The 16,083-nt window shown below is 61.3% G+C and carries 11 protein-coding genes; 5 read left to right on the top strand and 6 right to left on the bottom strand.

What is annotated here, in order from left to right; translation table 11 throughout:
- Nucleotides 1-179 precede the first annotated feature (179 nt).
- On the bottom strand, nt 180-1,844 hold the full coding sequence (locus RCAS_RS07600; RefSeq protein WP_012120008.1) for a phytoene desaturase family protein: 1,665 nt from the start codon (nt 1,842-1,844) through the stop codon (nt 180-182).
- Between the two features lie 396 nt (nt 1,845-2,240).
- Between RCAS_RS07600 and RCAS_RS23260 the strand changes: the two genes are divergently transcribed.
- Complete coding sequence (locus RCAS_RS23260; RefSeq protein ID WP_198136018.1) at nt 2,241-3,143, top strand: STAS domain-containing protein; 903 nt, start codon at nt 2,241-2,243, stop codon at nt 3,141-3,143.
- A gap of 57 nt (nt 3,144-3,200) precedes the next feature.
- Here RCAS_RS23260 and RCAS_RS07590 read toward each other — a convergent pair whose 3' ends face one another.
- Nucleotides 3,201-3,956, bottom strand: a complete 756-nt coding sequence (locus RCAS_RS07590; RefSeq protein ID WP_041330394.1) for a type 1 glutamine amidotransferase — start codon at nt 3,954-3,956, stop codon at nt 3,201-3,203.
- Nucleotides 3,957-4,209: 253 nt separating this feature from the next.
- Between RCAS_RS07590 and RCAS_RS07585 the strand changes: the two genes are divergently transcribed.
- Entirely contained in the window at nt 4,210-5,037 is an 828-nt protein-coding gene (locus RCAS_RS07585) for an alpha/beta fold hydrolase (RefSeq protein ID WP_012120005.1), read from the top strand.
- A gap of 130 nt (nt 5,038-5,167) precedes the next feature.
- On the opposite strand, the gene RCAS_RS07580 is transcribed toward RCAS_RS07585, so the two are convergent.
- The 3 genes from RCAS_RS07580 to RCAS_RS07570 all read right to left on the bottom strand — a co-directional run bounded on the left by RCAS_RS07580 (nt 5,168) and on the right by RCAS_RS07570 (nt 7,900).
- Nucleotides 5,168-5,758 carry a hypothetical protein gene (locus RCAS_RS07580; protein ID WP_012120004.1) on the bottom strand — a complete coding sequence of 197 codons (591 nt, stop codon included), beginning with the start codon at nt 5,756-5,758 and terminating at the stop codon, nt 5,168-5,170.
- A 107-nt stretch (nt 5,759-5,865) separates the two neighbouring features.
- On the bottom strand, nt 5,866-7,161 hold the full coding sequence (gene aroA / locus RCAS_RS07575; protein ID WP_012120003.1) for a 3-phosphoshikimate 1-carboxyvinyltransferase: 1,296 nt from the start codon (nt 7,159-7,161) through the stop codon (nt 5,866-5,868).
- A 73-nt stretch (nt 7,162-7,234) separates the two neighbouring features.
- Nucleotides 7,235-7,900, bottom strand: a complete 666-nt coding sequence (locus RCAS_RS07570; protein ID WP_012120002.1) for a winged helix-turn-helix domain-containing protein — start codon at nt 7,898-7,900, stop codon at nt 7,235-7,237.
- A 163-nt stretch (nt 7,901-8,063) separates the two neighbouring features.
- Here RCAS_RS07570 and RCAS_RS07565 point away from each other — a divergent pair, with 163 nt between their 5' ends.
- Nucleotides 8,064-9,779, top strand: coding sequence for a serine/threonine-protein kinase (locus RCAS_RS07565; protein ID WP_012120001.1), 1,716 nt, complete (start codon nt 8,064-8,066; stop codon nt 9,777-9,779).
- 71 nt (nt 9,780-9,850) lie between these two features.
- Here RCAS_RS07565 and mfd read toward each other — a convergent pair whose 3' ends face one another.
- Nucleotides 9,851-13,591 (bottom strand): transcription-repair coupling factor, encoded by a 3,741-nt coding sequence (gene mfd / locus RCAS_RS07560; RefSeq protein WP_012120000.1) that lies wholly within the window; start codon nt 13,589-13,591, stop codon nt 9,851-9,853.
- 306 nt (nt 13,592-13,897) lie between these two features.
- On the opposite strand from mfd, the gene tig reads away from it, so the two are divergent.
- The gene (gene tig, locus RCAS_RS07555; protein WP_232280200.1) at nt 13,898-15,409 is read left to right on the top strand and encodes a trigger factor; all 1,512 of its coding nucleotides are present in this window, start codon (nt 13,898-13,900) and stop codon (nt 15,407-15,409) included.
- Between the two features lie 5 nt (nt 15,410-15,414).
- A complete protein-coding gene (locus RCAS_RS07550; RefSeq protein WP_012119998.1) occupies nt 15,415-16,074 on the top strand; it encodes an ATP-dependent Clp protease proteolytic subunit in 660 nt (219 codons plus the stop codon).
- Nucleotides 16,075-16,083: the final 9 nt, after the last annotated feature.

The raw sequence follows: 16,083 nt of genomic DNA, 5'->3' as shown, positions 1-16,083 counted from the left end.
GAGGCGCGCGGCAAGCGCGGAGCAGACACTTACCGGTCGCCGTTCAGCGCGTAGACGTTCACGTCTGCGCGCTGAACGAACGAAGCGCCACCGACGCATGACAGGGCAAAGCAGAGGACCCGGCAAATCCATTCAGGGTGAACATCACCTGCGCCTGATGTTCACCGACGCCCATATGGTCACACCTGCGCCGTCGAGCGCCGCCGTCGCGCTGCCCACCAACCGACGCTTCCGGCGGCAAGCGCGGCGCCAGCCCACACCATTCGTTCGCGCCGGAGATCGCGAAGGACCGTGCGCGCGGTATTGTAGCCACTCGCAGCAAAGACGCCGCCGCCGGGGTGGGTGCTCGCGCCGGTAAGATACAAACCGCGGATTGGCGTGCGATACTGCGCCAGTTCCGGCAGTGGACGGAAAAAGAACATCTGATCGAACGACATCTCGACGTGCATGACATTCCCGCGCAACAGCCCCAGACGTCGCTCAATATCGAGCGGCGACTGAATGAAACGGTCGATAATCTTGCCGCGCATATTCGGCGCATGGCGGTAGAGCACGTCAAGAATGCTGTCGGCAACCTCTTCGCGAATGTCGTCCCAGTGGCGACCATCGGCAAGTTCGTAGGGAAAGTACTGCGCCCAGAGAAAGACCGTATGCTTCCCCTTCGGCGCAACGGTTGGATCGATAGCGGAGAAGGTCATACTGATGACCGCCGGCTCACGCGACGGCAACCCGCGTTGATAATCGGCGAAGGCGTTGCGCAGGTACTGAAGCGACGGGCAGAGCATCTGCAACCCGTGGTGGCTCCAGTGCGGCTTGCCGCCCGATGGCGCACCCGGATAGTCGGGCAGTTCTTCGGCAGCACAGCGCACCGTCATACCAAACCCATTGCCGATGCGAATGTTCCGCACCCGCTCCGCCAGCCCCGGCGGCAGATGATCGGCGCCGACCAGATCGAGCATGGTGGTGACCACATGGGCATTCGATACCACCAGCGGCGCGCTGATGCGATCACCGCGCTGCAACTCGACCCCCTGCACCCGACCGTTCTGCACCAGAATGCGCTTCACCGGCGCATCGAGACGCACCTCGCCGCCAGATGCCGTCAGGGAGCGCGCCATTGCCTGCGTGAGCATGCCGCTCCCCCCCTTCGGATGCTTCGCACCGCTGAGATGCATCATCGCATACCAGCCAAAATGGTCGCCAGAGCCAATTTCGTCCGGTGGCGGACCAGACTGCGCGCCGAGCCATGCCATAAATGCGCGCATCGGTTCACTTTCAAATTGCTCGACGATCAGTTGCCCATAGGACGTGAACAGGCGACGCACCGTTTCGAGCGTATCGCCCCATCGTCCGGTTTTCAGTTGCGCCTTGATCATGCTGCCGAACAGCCCGGTCACCGTCGGCGGGTTGAGAAACGTCTCGAACACCGCCTCATTGATCGGACGCCAGAACGCGAGAAAGCGGCGGTATGCTTCGGCATCGCGCGGCGACACACGCGCGATCGACTCGCAGGTTTTATCGACATCACGGTAGAGCGCAATTGCGCCAGAGCCGTCAGGAATGGGATAGAACGCATACGGATCCATGTCACAGTATTCGAGACCATACCGTTCGAGTTCAAGATCGCGGATCACCGGGGTCAGGTGGATCATAATATGCGCCGACGACCCGACATCGATCCGGTAACCGGGGATCACCTCTTCGGTGCAGACCGCACCGCCAACGATCGGGCGACGTTCGAGCACCAGGGTGCGCAATCCGGCGCGCTGAAGGTACCCGGCACATGCCAGCCCGTTGTGCCCGCCGCCAACGATGATGGCATCGTAGTCGTATTTTTGAGGCATGGTTCGCTCCCTCTGTATGATGTGGCAGCGACCGCATGGTAGCGCGCAGCAATGGGAACGTCAAACATTGCGAAATTGTCTCTGTTTTGATCCACACAATAATTGTTCTGTTCATATACTCTTAACACAAACACATTGATAGCAAGCAGTCTCTATTCTGGAAAAGGATTGCGCGATGCCTGCGAATATTCAGCAATGGCTCGACCATCTGCCCTACGACTCGCCGCTTGCGCGCCGTCAGGCGCTTGTGTTGCAGAGAATGCTCCTCTTCATTGTCGGCGGCGCTCTTGCAGGCATGGGACTCAGCCCAATCTCCAATCTGACCACCGCGAGTCTGACATTTTCGCTAACGTTATACGGCATGGTGCGCTCGGCGCGCTGGCCGGACTGGCGCTGTTGCGGCGCGGCGCTTTTCGCGCTGCGGGGGCGACCATCGTTGCCACCCTGGTGCTCACGCTCAGCCTGGCGATGGCTGCCTACGGAGAGCAACACATCGAGTATACCCTGCCGGGTCTGGTGGCGCCCATCGTGCTGGCAGGATTGGTCATTGGGCGTCGCGCGCTCTGGATTGCATGCGGCGCCGCGATTGTCAGCATAGCGCTGAACACACTGGGGGAAGTCTATCTGCCGCAATGGTTCGGAAGCATCTCCACGCCAGATCCCGGTCCCATTGCCTTTATCGCGGGATACACCCTTGTGGTGGTTGTCATCAGCCTGTTCCTCGACCGGTTCGGCAGCGCGTTGCGCGAGGCGCTCAATCAAGCGCACGAGCGCGAGCGGGAACTCGAAGCATTGCGCGCCTCGCTGGAACAGCAGGTGGCGGAACGCACCGCTTCGCTCCAGCAGACGATCAACGAGTTGCGCACGTCTCAGGAAACCGTGCGCGCGCTCAGCGCGCCGGCGCTGCCGGTGCTTCCCGGCGTATTGGTGCTGCCGCTGATTGGCGCTTTCGACTCGCGCCGCATTGCGGACTTGAACAGGGTTGCGCTCAATGCCGTCGATCAACGCCGCGCAAAGGTGGTGATCTTCGATGTGACCGGCATTGCCCTACTCGACACCTCTACAGCGCAGGCGCTCTTGCAGACGGCGGCAGCCGTGCGATTGCTCGGCGCCGAGTCCTGGCTGGTCGGTCTGCGCGCCGAAGTAACGCAGACAATCGTGATGCTTGGCGTCGATCTGCGTGCGTTTCGCGCGTTTGCCAGTCTTGAAGATGCGATTGGCGCGCTTGTCCGAAACAATAATCAACGCACCGCGCCCGCGATACGCGGTGCAAGGGTGTGGAATGGCATGGGCGACTGATACGAGCGCCTCCCGCAGGTTCGGAACTTGTGGGAGGCTTTCCAACTGACAGAACCTTTACTGCCTCATACGCAGCATCCGCTCGATCATCACCCGCTGCGCTTTCAGTTCAAGCGCATCATCGAGCGGCGCAAGAGCAACGGCGTCACCATACCTGCGCCGAAGCGCCGTCACAATCAGGTGATCGGCAAGTTGCGGATTCTTCGGCAACAGCGAGCCGTGCAAGTAGCAGCCAATCGTGTTGCGGTACACGGCGCCTTCGGTTCGGTCCTCGCCATTGTTGCCGCGCCCGACAAGCGCGCGACCGAGCGGACGAACACCCGCGCCCAGGAAGGTGCGCCCGGAATGATTCTCGAATCCGACGAGCCGAAACGCCGGACGAAACACGTCGGGGTTTGTTTCGACGACCACGTTGCCAATCAAGCGTTCCTTCCCGCCGACCGTGTACACGTCGAGCGCGCTGATGCCGGGCAGTCGTTGTCCGGTGTGCGTCAGAAAGTAATGCCCCAGCAACTGATACCCGCCACAGATCGCCAGCACCACGAGTCCATCATCGATTGCCGTGCGCAGCGCCGGTCCCTGCCGCTCCAGGAAATCCGCTGCGATCAGCGCCTGCCCGCTATCCTGCCCGCCGCCAAAGAAGGCGATGTCGATGCTGGACCAGTCCACCGTGGCGCCAGGACCCACAGGAACGATCTCGCAGGCAATCCCGCGCCAGCGACATCGCTGCTGGAGCGTGATGACATTGCCGCGGTCACCGTAGATGTTCATATGATCGGGGTAGAGATGAGCAAGGCGTAGTTGCCATATCATACGGTTGCTCTCGCATTTACACGCCCTGGTCCAAACATATCCCACATTATCCCACATTATCCCACACCTTTTTCCCACACCGGCGCGCAAACCCATGCATGCAGCGTCATGCGAACCGTCAAGGATTTTGCGTGCGTCATGGCAAACATTTTTAGCACACATGTTCGCATATATGCAAGCGCAGCCTGTGTGGTACTATTATCGTCCGGTATCGCGGCGATGTCGCCACCTGCACGTCAAGCGGAGAGCAACGATGAATCCCTGGCATACCGGCGATGTTCGAGTCAACGGGTTGACCATTCACTACACACGCACCGGAGGCGCAAAGCCTCCTCTCGTCCTGATGCACGGCTTTTCCGACGATGGATTGTGCTGGACGCCGGTCGCACAGGCACTGGAGGCACACTTCGATGTGATCATGATCGATGCGCGTGGACATGGTCGCTCCGATGCGCCGGAGAACGGCTATGGTCCCCTCGAGCATGCAAGCGATCTTGCAGGAGTGATCACGGCACTCGGTCTCACCCACCTTCCCATCCTGGGGCATTCGATGGGGGCAATCACGGCGCTGACGCTGGCAGGCGCCCGTCCTGATCTGGCAGGCGCCCTGCTGCTGGAAGATCCGCCGCCATGGTGGGAGAGCGATACGCTGAGCGCCGCCGCCGACGACGATCGCTGGGCAGGCATGCGCGCCTGGGTTCTTCAGTTGAAGCGTCAGACACGCGACGAATTGATCGCTGCCCAACGCGCCGCAACACCCGCATGGTCAGACGATGAACTTGGTCCATGGGCGGATGCCAAGCATCGCTTGAGCCTCAATGTTATCAACCGCAGTGCGCCAATTGAGGTCGACTGGCAAACCATGCTGCGACACATCACCTGCCCGACGCTCCTGATCACCGGCGATCCTGCGCGTGGCGCACTGGTGAAGCCAGACCATGTGCGATCGCTGCAACACCTCGTTCCACATCTTCAGGTTGCCCACATCCCTGACGCCGGTCATAGCATTCGTCGCGACCAGTTCAAGCGGTATCTGGAGGTCGTACAGGATTTTCTGGCATCGATGGGAATGCAGGGGTAACATCCGTACAGCAAAGGCGCCGGTCACGTAGACGAGCGCAATGGCAGCAGATTGCAGATGCCCCTGGCGACGTTCGCGGGAAGATGAGCGATGGACGACAACACAAGGGGTAGACGAACATAATGTCAACCTACCCCCCTACTTCCTCCTGCGGTGCAGGCGCCGGTTCTACCGGTTCTGGAGAAGCCGGTGGCGGAGGGGCAGGAAGTTCCCTTACCTGGTAGAGCGCAACAATTCTGGAGTGCGCTAATGCAGCGAAGTTACGCACGATCGGCGCCCCCCCAGCAATTGGGAACATATGAACATTGCGAAGCGGCAGGAACTCCTCGGTATTCCGCTCCAACGCTTCAGCCAGAGTCAACCCCGGACGCACATAGTACGTGCCGCGAACGACAAAAGCCGTAGTGAAAAACATAGCCGTGAGCGGCACGACCTCGCGCCGCTGCTCTTCGAGCGGATAGTCGGGCGGTGGCGGCGCTTCCGCCAACGTCGCCACAAGCACCGATTCCGACCGGTCGCACAAGAGTTGCGGCAAACGTTGGGTGGTATGGGCATGACTTAGCGGCGCAATCATCGCATCGCGCAGCGTGATATAGCGGCGCTGTTCATCATTGATTGCATCGCTCACGCGCCGATAAATGACGAGATCATACGCGCCGGAAATGACCAGACTGGTGGTGTAGATTTCGATGTGGTGCGTATAAACCGGTGTCAGACGCAACCTCTCCTCTGTTTGATCCGCGAAGGACACAAAGGTCCACGAAGAACGCCGTCAACCCTCTGTCCGGCGTTGTCGCTCTCTACCTGCAATCCCGCTCGCCTCTTGCCTCACTCACGTATCCGCCTCAGCACATTCCAAAACTCCGGGTATGACACATCTACCGCTTCCGCGCCATGCAGCGTTGTTTCACCTGCTCCTACAAGACCGGCAATCGCCCACGTCATCGCCAGGCGATGGTCGCCGTGGCTTTCGAGCGTAGCGCCGCGCAGGTTGCCGCCGCCTGCAATGATCATGCCGTCTTCTGTCGGCTCCACGACTGCGCCGAGCGCCGTCAATCCCGCCACAACCGTAGCGATGCGATCGGTTTCTTTGACGCGCAATTCCTGTGCGTCGCGGATGATCGTTTCGCCTTCAGCGCAGGCGGCTGCGAGCGCCAGAACCGGCAGTTCGTCGATCAGGCGCGGAATAAGCGCTCCTTCAATCACAATGCCGTGCAAAGACGAAGAACGCACAGTCACATCACCCACCGGTTCGCCGCCTTCGACACGCTGATTCGCCACGTCGATCTGCGCTCCCATGGCGCGGAGCGCGTCGAGTGCGCCGGTGCGCGTCGGGTTCAGGCAAACGCCCGTCGTTGTCAGTTCGGCGTCGGGATGGAGCGCGGCTGCCACCCACCAGAACGTCGCCGATGACGGATCGCCCGGAACTCGCAACGACAACGGGTGCAGCGCTTCGGAACGATCCGGCGGCGTCAACCGGATGGTCTGTCCATCAACCGTGATTGTTGCCCCCATGGCTGCCAGCATGCGTTCGGTGTGATCGCGTCCATCGGTGCGTCCGGTCAGTGTGAGCGTTCCGTCGCCGAACAACGCCGCCAGCAGCAGGGCGCTCTTGACCTGCGCCGAGGCAATCGGCAGATCGTATGCGCCGCCGTGAAGATACGCGCCGCGCACCACCAGCGGCGCGCGATTCCCCCGATCCCGCCCGTCGAGAGTAGCGCCAAGCGCGCGCAGCGGCGCCACAATCCGTTGCTGCGGTCGCGAACGGAGCGAGGCATCGCCGGTCAACACGGCAAATATCCCCTCCTGACCGGCAAGCATACCCGTCAAAAGGCGCAGCGTTGTGCCGGAGTTGCCGCAGTCCAGCACATCGACCGGCTCGCGCAGGCTGCGCAACCCCGCGCCAAACACCCGCACCGTGTCCTCATGGCGCTCGACGCGCACGCCAAGCGCCTGAACGCATGCAATCGTCGACAGACAGTCGGCGCCGGTGAGAAAGTTCGCAACTTCAGCCGCACCGGTTGCTATCGCATTCAACAGCACAGCGCGGTGCGAAATCGATTTATCGCCGGGGAGATCGATAATGCCGCGTAACCGTCGCGGCGCAATCATCGTATGGATCATGCATCTGCACTTTCGATGGCGAACTATCTGACGCGCTTCCTGTAGTCGAACACATCATCAGACCACCCACCCGTCATCCATGTTCCGGCTGCGTGATCAGTTTATACCCGAATCCCCGCACCGTTACGACAAAGCGCGGGTTGCCGGGATCGGTCTCGATGCGCTGACGCAGGCGATAGACCAACGCATCGATGGCGTTGTAATCGTACACCTCGTAATCCCAGACATTCCTGGCAATCTCGTCTTTGCTCAACACCTGCCCTTTGTGGGCATACAGCAACTCGAGGAGTTGAAACTCTTTCACCGTCAGCGGCGGATCAAGGAGTTTACCGTGGATATAGACTTCTTTCGCGCGGCTATCGACACGCAACGCCTCCTCGTGCGCGCGCACACGCTTGAGAATCTCAAGCGGCAGCGGTCCCTTCTGCGTCGCTTCAGGGTCGTTGAACACAATCTCGGCATCAGCCACCCAGATGCGATCCTGATTGTGCAACACTTGCGCCCCTTCGATCCGCTCGCCATTGACGTATGTTCCGTTGGTGCTCTCAAGATCGCGAATCAGATACCCGTTCTCGTCGCGCTCGAAGCGCGCATGGCGGCGCGACGCAAGCGGATGTTCGATCACAATATCGTTGGCGGGGTCACGACCCACAGTCAGGATCGGACGATCCCACTCGATCTGAATTGCTGCGGCGTCCTGCCGCCGGACCATCAGGATCGGTACGGGTCCCGACTGCATGGATGTCCTCCAGATGTCTTTTGCACATGCGCCGTCGGCATCGCCGACGTGATGTGGTACAATCGTCGGGTACTGTAAGCGATTATACCATCTGCGACTATCCGGTGACAAGACGAGTGAACCACAGGTCGCAAAGCCGCGCCGGTGCGATGCAGGAGCAGGAATGACCCGCCTTATTGGTCAGACTCTTGGGCGTTATCTGGTGCAGGAAGAAATTGGGCGCGGCGGGATGGCGCGCGTCTACCGTGCATTGGACACCTCGCTCAAGCGTACCGTCGCGCTCAAGGTGATGGCGCCGCACCTGGCGCTCGATCCGGAGTTCGAACGGCGCTTCGAACGTGAGGCGGTCACCGTTGCAAACCTTCGCCATCCCAATATTGTCCCGGTGTACGACATCGGCGAGGCGCACGGATTGCGGTATATCGCCATGGAATATGTGCGCGGGCGCACGTTGCACGCCATTATCCGCGAACGCGGCGCGCTCGGTCTGGCACTGGCGATCAGCATTATCGCGCCAATTGCCGATGCCCTCGACCATGCCCACGCTCAAGGCGCCGTCCACCGCGATGTCAAGCCGCACAACATTCTGATCGATATTGAAGGGCGTGTGCTGCTGACCGATTTCGGCATTGCGCAGGCGCCGGATGGTGAGCGCCTCACGCGCACCGGCATCTTCATGGGAACGCCGGAATACATTTCGCCAGAACAGGCATCGGCACAGCGCGTCGATGGGCGCAGCGATCTCTACTCGCTGGCAATCGTCACCTATGAGATCATTACCGGCGTTGTGCCCTTCTCTGGCGCAACGCCGCAGTTGATCATGGCGCATGTGCAATCGCCGCCGCCGCCACCTTCCTCGCTGGCGCCGCGCGAGCCGCCGGAACTCGACCTGGTGCTGGCGCGCGCGCTTGCCAAGCGCCCTGAACAACGCTTTGGCAGCGGCGCCGCTTTTGTCGAGGCGTTGCGCATCGTCGCCCGCCGCAATGGGGTGCGCCCTGTGTCGCCGGAGGTCCTTGCCGATCTGGCGCTGCCACGCCTTGCATCGCCACAGACGACGGCTCCGCACGCCGCCGAAGCAGCCCCTCCTGCTCCGCCATCCGACCACATGGTGCGCGCTGCATCGCCAACGCCGATTGGCGCGCCGTCGATCCGCGCGAGGGAATCATCTCCATCGGAGGTCTTGCCGCCGTCAACCGCGCGACCCGGTCGGTCGCCTGCACAGCGCGGCATGCGCTGGACGGTCATCGGTCCGATCGGCGCTGGGATTGTGATAGTCGCGCTGGTCGCGGTGCTCTTCGGAGCAGGGGTGTTTGGCGCGTCCGGTCAGGCGCAACCGGCACGTCCAATGGTGACGGTGCTGCTCACCGAAACGCCGCCCCTTCCACCAACCTGGACCCCTGTGCCGTCACCGACGTTTACGGCAACACCGCGTCCAACCGAGACGCCGACCCCCGAACCTCCTACGCCGATTCCGACGACTCAGGCGCCGGTATTTATTCCGCCGCCTCCACCGCCCCCACCACCTCCGCCGACTGAAACGCCGACTGAGGCGCCGACTGAAACGCCGACTGAGGCGCCGACTGAAACGCCGACTGAGACGCCGACTGAGACGCCTGCCTCGCCAACGCCATCCATCACTGCGACAACGGTCGTGACAGTCACCGCTTCTCCCGAAACAGCCACCCCTGAAACGACGCCAACCGCCACCACCGGCTCGGCGAATGCCGGGACGCCATCGCCAACGACTGCGTCTCCTTCTGCCACGCCGGACGCTGCGCCAACCACGTTGCGGACGCCATCTGTCACGCCGGACACCACGCCAACCGCGTTGCTGACGCCATCTGCCACGCCGGACGCCGCGCCCACTCCCACTCCCTGACACCTTGCCCGTGCAAGCGGTTGCACGGGTGTGGCGCAATAACGCAACCGGCAACTTTCACCGCGCAACCTTCAATCCTTCACCCCCAACACCCCCAACACCTCGCACATCACCTCGATCCACGCCGGGTCGCCCCCCACGTTATAAACCCGCCGGTCGATGCGCACGAACTGCGGACCGATGCGAATGCCCCTGGTGCGAGCAAAACGACGTTCCAACCGCGTCCGCTGTCTGTTGGCGCCTTCCGGCAGCCGCACAATGAACTCCTCATCGGTCGTGACCACCGACGTCACGCCTGCCGCCAGTGCAAGCGCTTTGATCCGCAACCAGATGAGTAACTGTTCCGCCGGTTCCGGAAGTTCACCGAAGCGATCCCGCAATTCCTGGCGCAGATCATGCACTGCTTCTGGCGTCTGCGCCTCCGCCATGCGCTGGTATGCCGCCAGCCGCACCTGGTCATCAGGAATATAATCGACGGGCAGATAAGCGTCGAGCGGAAGATCGAGGGTGACCAGCGGCGAAATCAGCACCTTCTCATCGACCCTGACCGGCGGTTGCCTGGGCGCCGGCGATGGTCGCAGCGGGGTCGGCGCAGTCGTCTCTGTCGTCGGGGTCGCGCGCAATACGTCGGCGCCGGTGATCAGGTTGGTCGCAATCAACCGCTGCTTCAATGTGCGCACAGCCTGTTCGAGCAGCCGTGAGTAGAGATCGAACCCCACGGCGGCGATGTGCCCGCTCTGCTCGGCGCCGAGCAGATTCCCCGCGCCTCGAATTTCGAGATCGCGCATAGCGATGCGGAACCCGGCGCCAAGTTCAGTCGCCTCCTGGATCGCCTGAAGTCGCTCCTGCGCCTCCGGCGTCGAAGGACGTTCCGACCGATAGAAGAGGTAGGCATAGGCGCGCTGCGTGCCGCGCCCCACCCGTCCGCGCAACTGGTACAACTGCGCCAGCCCGAAGTGCGTTGCATCGTCGATAATGATCGTGTTGGCATTTGGAACATCCAGCCCGCTCTCGATGATCGTGGTACAGACCAACACATCATCCCTACCGGTGAAGAAGTCGAGCATCACCCGCTCTAACTGGCGTTCGTCGAGTTGCCCGTGACCAACCGCGATTCTGGCTTCCGGCACTAACTGGCGCAGCCGGTCGGCGACGTAGTAAATGCTCTGCACCCGATTGTGAACGAAGTAGACCTGACCGCCACGATCAAGTTCGCGCAGGATGGCTTCGCGGATCAGGTTCTCGTCGTATGGAAGGACATAGGTTTTGATCGGAATGCGATCCTCAGGCGGCGTGTCGATCACGCTCAGATCACGAATTCCTGCCAGCGCCATATGGAGCGTCCGCGGAATCGGAGTTGCTGTCAGGGTGATAACGTCCACATTTGTACGCAATTGCTTGATGCGTTCTTTATGGCGCACGCCAAACCGCTGCTCTTCATCGACCACCAGCAATCCGAGATCTTTGAAGACCACATCCTTCGAGAGCAGGCGATGGGTGCCGATGATCACATCGATCTCGCCACGCGCCAGCCGTCGCACGATGTCACTCTGTTCCTTTGCCGAACGAAAGCGCGAAATCATCTCGACCCGGACAGGAAACGCTGCCATGCGCCGGCTGAAGGTATCGTAGTGCTGCTGAACCAGCACCGTCGTTGGCGCCAGCACCGCCACCTGTTTGCCGTCCTGCACAGCTTTGAACGCCGCCCGCAGCGCCACTTCCGTCTTGCCAAACCCGACATCACCGCAGATCAGGCGATCCATTGGCTGCGGCTGTTCCATATCGCGCTTGACATCGATGATCGCTTTGAGTTGATCGGGGGTTTCGACGTATGGAAAACTGGCTTCGAGTTCACGTTGCCACTCGGTATCCGGGCTGAATGCATGCCCCTCTGCCAGCTGGCGCTGCGCATAGAGACCGATCAACTCGTCCGCCAGGTCCTGCACTGCGGCGCGCGCTTTGCGTTTCGCGCGCTCCCAATCCTGCGTGCCAAGGCGAGTCAACTGCGGTTCGGCATCACCGGCGCCGATATACCGCGAAACGCGGTCGATCTGATCGACCGGAACGTAGAGCCGGTCGCCTTCAGCATACCGCAGGTTCAGATAGTCGCGCGCGACGCCGCCGACGCTGCGCCGCACCAATCCTTCATAGACGGCAATGCCGTGCTCGATATGGACCACATAGTCGCCTGGTTTCAGACCGCGCAGGAACGCTGCGCGATCTTCGACGCTCCGTTCGCGTCGCCGTTGCTTCCCGGTTACAATCCGGCGCTGCCGCCAACCAAAGATTTCACTGTCGCTGAAGAGGGTCAGGCGCAACGCGGGCAGACGGAACCCGGCGTCGAGCGAGCCATGGATAGCAGTAAACAGCGATGGATCGACTGCCGGTTCAATATCGCGCTGCATCCCTTCCGCGACCAACTCCTGCAAGCGCGCCGCCTGCGGCGTCACAACGATGACCCGCTCGCCAGCATGCAGTCGTTCGACAATATCCTCAACCAGACGCCGAATCTGCCCACCAAACAGATCGGCAGGCAAAAACAGGCGTTCCGGCAGAAGATGCAGGCGAAACCGTGCATCCGACGAATCCGGCGCCGGGCGCGGGATCGTCGGCTCGGCGCCGTTGCCCTGCTGAAACGCATCGGACAGTACAGGATCAGGGAGGAGCGCGTCCCAGATCGGTCGCTCGTTATTGCTGAAATCCGCCAGCGTCAACGATTCCGCCTGTGCGATGAGTTCGTGCCAGCGCAGATAGGGACGCGGAAACGCTGCTGGAAGTTCGCCAGCATCGATCTGCTGGCGGCGGCGCGTTTCTGCCTGATGATCGAGTTCTGCGGCATGCTGCGCCAGAAGCAAGGCATCGTTAAGCGCCACGATAGCGCCCGACGGCAGATGGCGCAGCAACGTCGCAGGCGCATCCATCGCGTCACGGAAGAACGGCGCAAAGAGCGCACGCCCCTCGAACCGCTCACCGCGCTGGATATGCTCGAAGGCCCGCAACCACTCATCGAGCGCCTCACGCCGCAACGTCGATGTATCAATGTTGCGCATGCGCTCCAGGGCCGCCGCGCGCTGCCATAACGGAAACTCGTGCGGTGGATCAATGATCGCGGCGCTGATCTGCGCCTCACTGCGCTGCGTCAACGGATCGAAACGGCGGAGGCTATCGATTTCATCGCCAAAGAACTCAATCCGCAGCGGCAGATCGTCTCCCGGCGGAAACACGTCGATAATGCCGCCACGCCGATTGACCTCCCCTGGCTCTTCGACCGTTGGCGCATAGCGGTACCCCAGATCGATCAGCCGTTCCATGAGATCGTCCAGAAGGCATGGGACGCCTCGCTCCAGGCGAATACTGCCGGTGCGCAGTTCATCCGGCGTCAGCGTTGGCTGCATCAACGCCTTGACCGGAGCAACGATCACCGACGGCATACCATCGGCGGCAACGAACGCAGCCAGGCGACGCAAAACGCGCATACGCGCTGCAAGAACATCGCTGCCGGTAGACATATGCTCATACGGCAGTGCATCACCCGCCGGAAAGATCACCACCCGATCATCGCCAAGCCACTGGCGCAGATCGTCATACGCGCGCAATGCTGCATCGGTCGTGCTCACGACATACACCATCGGCGCAGCAGCATTGACAGCGACGGCAGCAACCAATGGCGTGCGCGCGGCTCCCGGCGCGGGCGCAATGTGCAGGCGCGCGCCAGCGCATGAACGGAGCGTCGCCATCAGTTCCTGAACCGGCGCAAGCGACGTAATCTCATTGAGGAGCGCGGTCATTGAAAGAATAGTCGTTGTCGTCATACACCAACACCGAAAGGGAGCCAGATCGTTCGACCGGCTCCTCACATCCAACGCTCTATTTCCTCTCTCAGAGTACCACGAAGCGCAACCCTGCGCAAAAGGCGCCCCCGTGCGCCGCACCCCGGCATTCCCGCCTGCCCCGCGCACAAGGCGCTTCCTGCCCTCAACGCGGGAACGCGAGCGTAAACGGCCGCGCGGATGTGCCTGCGCGGTCTGTACCCGCATCCGCAGCGTTGCACATGTGCTCCATCGTGCTATAATACACAAGAATTGCTTTACTTTTTCTAGCACTCTGGAGTGGTGTCGGTGAAGGTCACAACCGAAAAGAAACCGCGCAGTGTTCTCGAACTGACCGTCGAACTCGATAAAGAACAGATCGAGAAAGCGCTGGATCGTGCGGCGCGCCGGATGTCGCAAAAATACAACATCCCCGGATTTCGCAAAGGCAAGGCGCCTCGTTTCATTGTTGAAAACTATTTTGGGCGCGAAGCTTTGCTCGAAGAAGCTTCCGATGATCTGATCCAGAAGGCGTTCCAGGAAGCGCTCAAGCAGGAAGGGATCGAACCATACGCACAGGCGCATCTGACCGCCGTGAACCTCGACAATCCACCGTTTAACTTTACAGTCGAAGTGCCGGTCGCGCCGACCGTCGAACTGCCCGACTACCGCGCCATTCGCGTGCCGTTTGAGCAGGACGCGGTGACGGACGAGATGGTCAATCACGCGATGGAGCATCTTCGGGACCGTCACGTCGTGCTCCGTTCACTCGAAGAGCCGCGCCCGGCGCAACACGGCGATCAACTGACCGTTCAGATCGAAACGTATGTCGATGGCAAACTGCTCGAATCGCGCGGAGAAGGCGAGGAAATCCCGCAATCCACGCTGGTGCTCGATCCTGAACGCATCGTGCCCGGATTATACGAGGCGCTGCTGGGCGTCTCACCAAACACCATGGTCGATGTGACCGTCCGCATGGCGGACGACCACGAGAATGAGCAGGTGCGTGGCAAGGATGTGCGCTTTGTCGTCAATGTGCTGGAGATTCAGGAGCGTCTTCTGCCGGAATGGGATGAATTGCCGGCGTTGGAGAACTTCGAGGGGACGCTCGACGAACTGCGCGAGAAAACACGCCAGGAACTCATCGCCGCAGCGCGCAAGAGTGCTGAGGACCGCGTCTTCCTCGAATATGTTCGCCAGGTGGTGGCCGCTACAACCTTCGATCTGCCCGAGGCGCTGATCGAGCGTGAGGCGGACAGCATCCTGCGCGAGCGCGAGGGGGAGTACGAACGCTATGGCGTTCGTCCAGAACAGGTCTACGAAGCGCAGGGCACGACGCGCGAAGCCCTGATCGAGCGGTTGAAACCGGCAGCCGAAGAACGCGCGAAACGCGGCCTCGTACTGCGTGAGATCGCCAGAGCCGAAGGGCTGGCGCCGGACGAGACGGAGATCACGCAAGAGATTGAAGATATTGTGGCAAGCATGGAAGAGGAGCAGCGCGACAGCGCGCGCATCATTCTGGGTTCGGAGTTGCGTTCGTTCGTCGCCGCCGGAATTGTGGATCGCAAACTGCGACGCCGTCTTCTTGCGATTGCGACCGGCGATCCGTCGTTCGAGCAGCAGACGACGCCCGCTGTCGCCGACGAAACCCATGAAGCCGCGGGCGCAACGCCTGCCGCCGAAATCGCTGAAACACCAACGGGCGCAGTGGATTCCATCCCCGAAGCAGCGCCTGCCGTATCAGAAGGAAATGACACGATTGCGTCTACGGAAGACGGCGCTGCTGTCGAAGCGGCAGCCCACAAACCAGGAATGGAGTAAACCGTATGGGTATCTGGCAATCAAACCATCGCGTCGACTGGACCGCGCCGCGGATTGAGTCGCTCATCCCGATGGTGGTCGAAAGCACTAATCGTGGCGAACGCGCTTACGATATTTACTCGCGATTGCTGAAAGAGCGCGTGATTCTGCTAGGCACACCAATCGAGGATCAGATCGCCAACCTGATCGTCGCGCAGTTGCTGTTCCTTGAGCACGAAGACCCGGACCGCGACATCTGGCTCTATATCAATAGCCCCGGCGGTTCGATCACGGCCGGTCTGGCAATCTACGACACTATGCAGGTCATTCGTCCCGATGTGGCGACTGTTTGCGTCGGTATGGCAGGCAGCATGGCGACGCCGATTCTTGCGGGCGGCGCCAAAGGCAAGCGCTATAGCCTGCCGCACTCGACCATTCATATGCACCCGGCGGGTGGCGGCGCGCGCGGCTATGCGCCCGACGTCGAGATCATGGCGCGCGAATTGCTGCGCGAGCAGCAGTTGATCCGTGAATTGCTGGCGAAGGATACCGGTCAACCGCTCGAACGCATTGCGCGCGACTTCGACCGCGACTTGTTCATGGATCCGCAGCAGGCGAAAGAGTATGGTATCATCGACGAAATTCTGACCCGCGAAGATCTGCCGGCTGCCAGCGAGCGCCGTTGAGCAGCCACA

The organism is Roseiflexus castenholzii DSM 13941 (assembly GCF_000017805.1).
Classification (GTDB): domain Bacteria; phylum Chloroflexota; class Chloroflexia; order Chloroflexales; family Roseiflexaceae; genus Roseiflexus; species Roseiflexus castenholzii.
The sequence above is the reverse complement of the archived record's forward strand: the minus strand, read 5'-3'. Positions and strand labels throughout refer to the sequence as shown.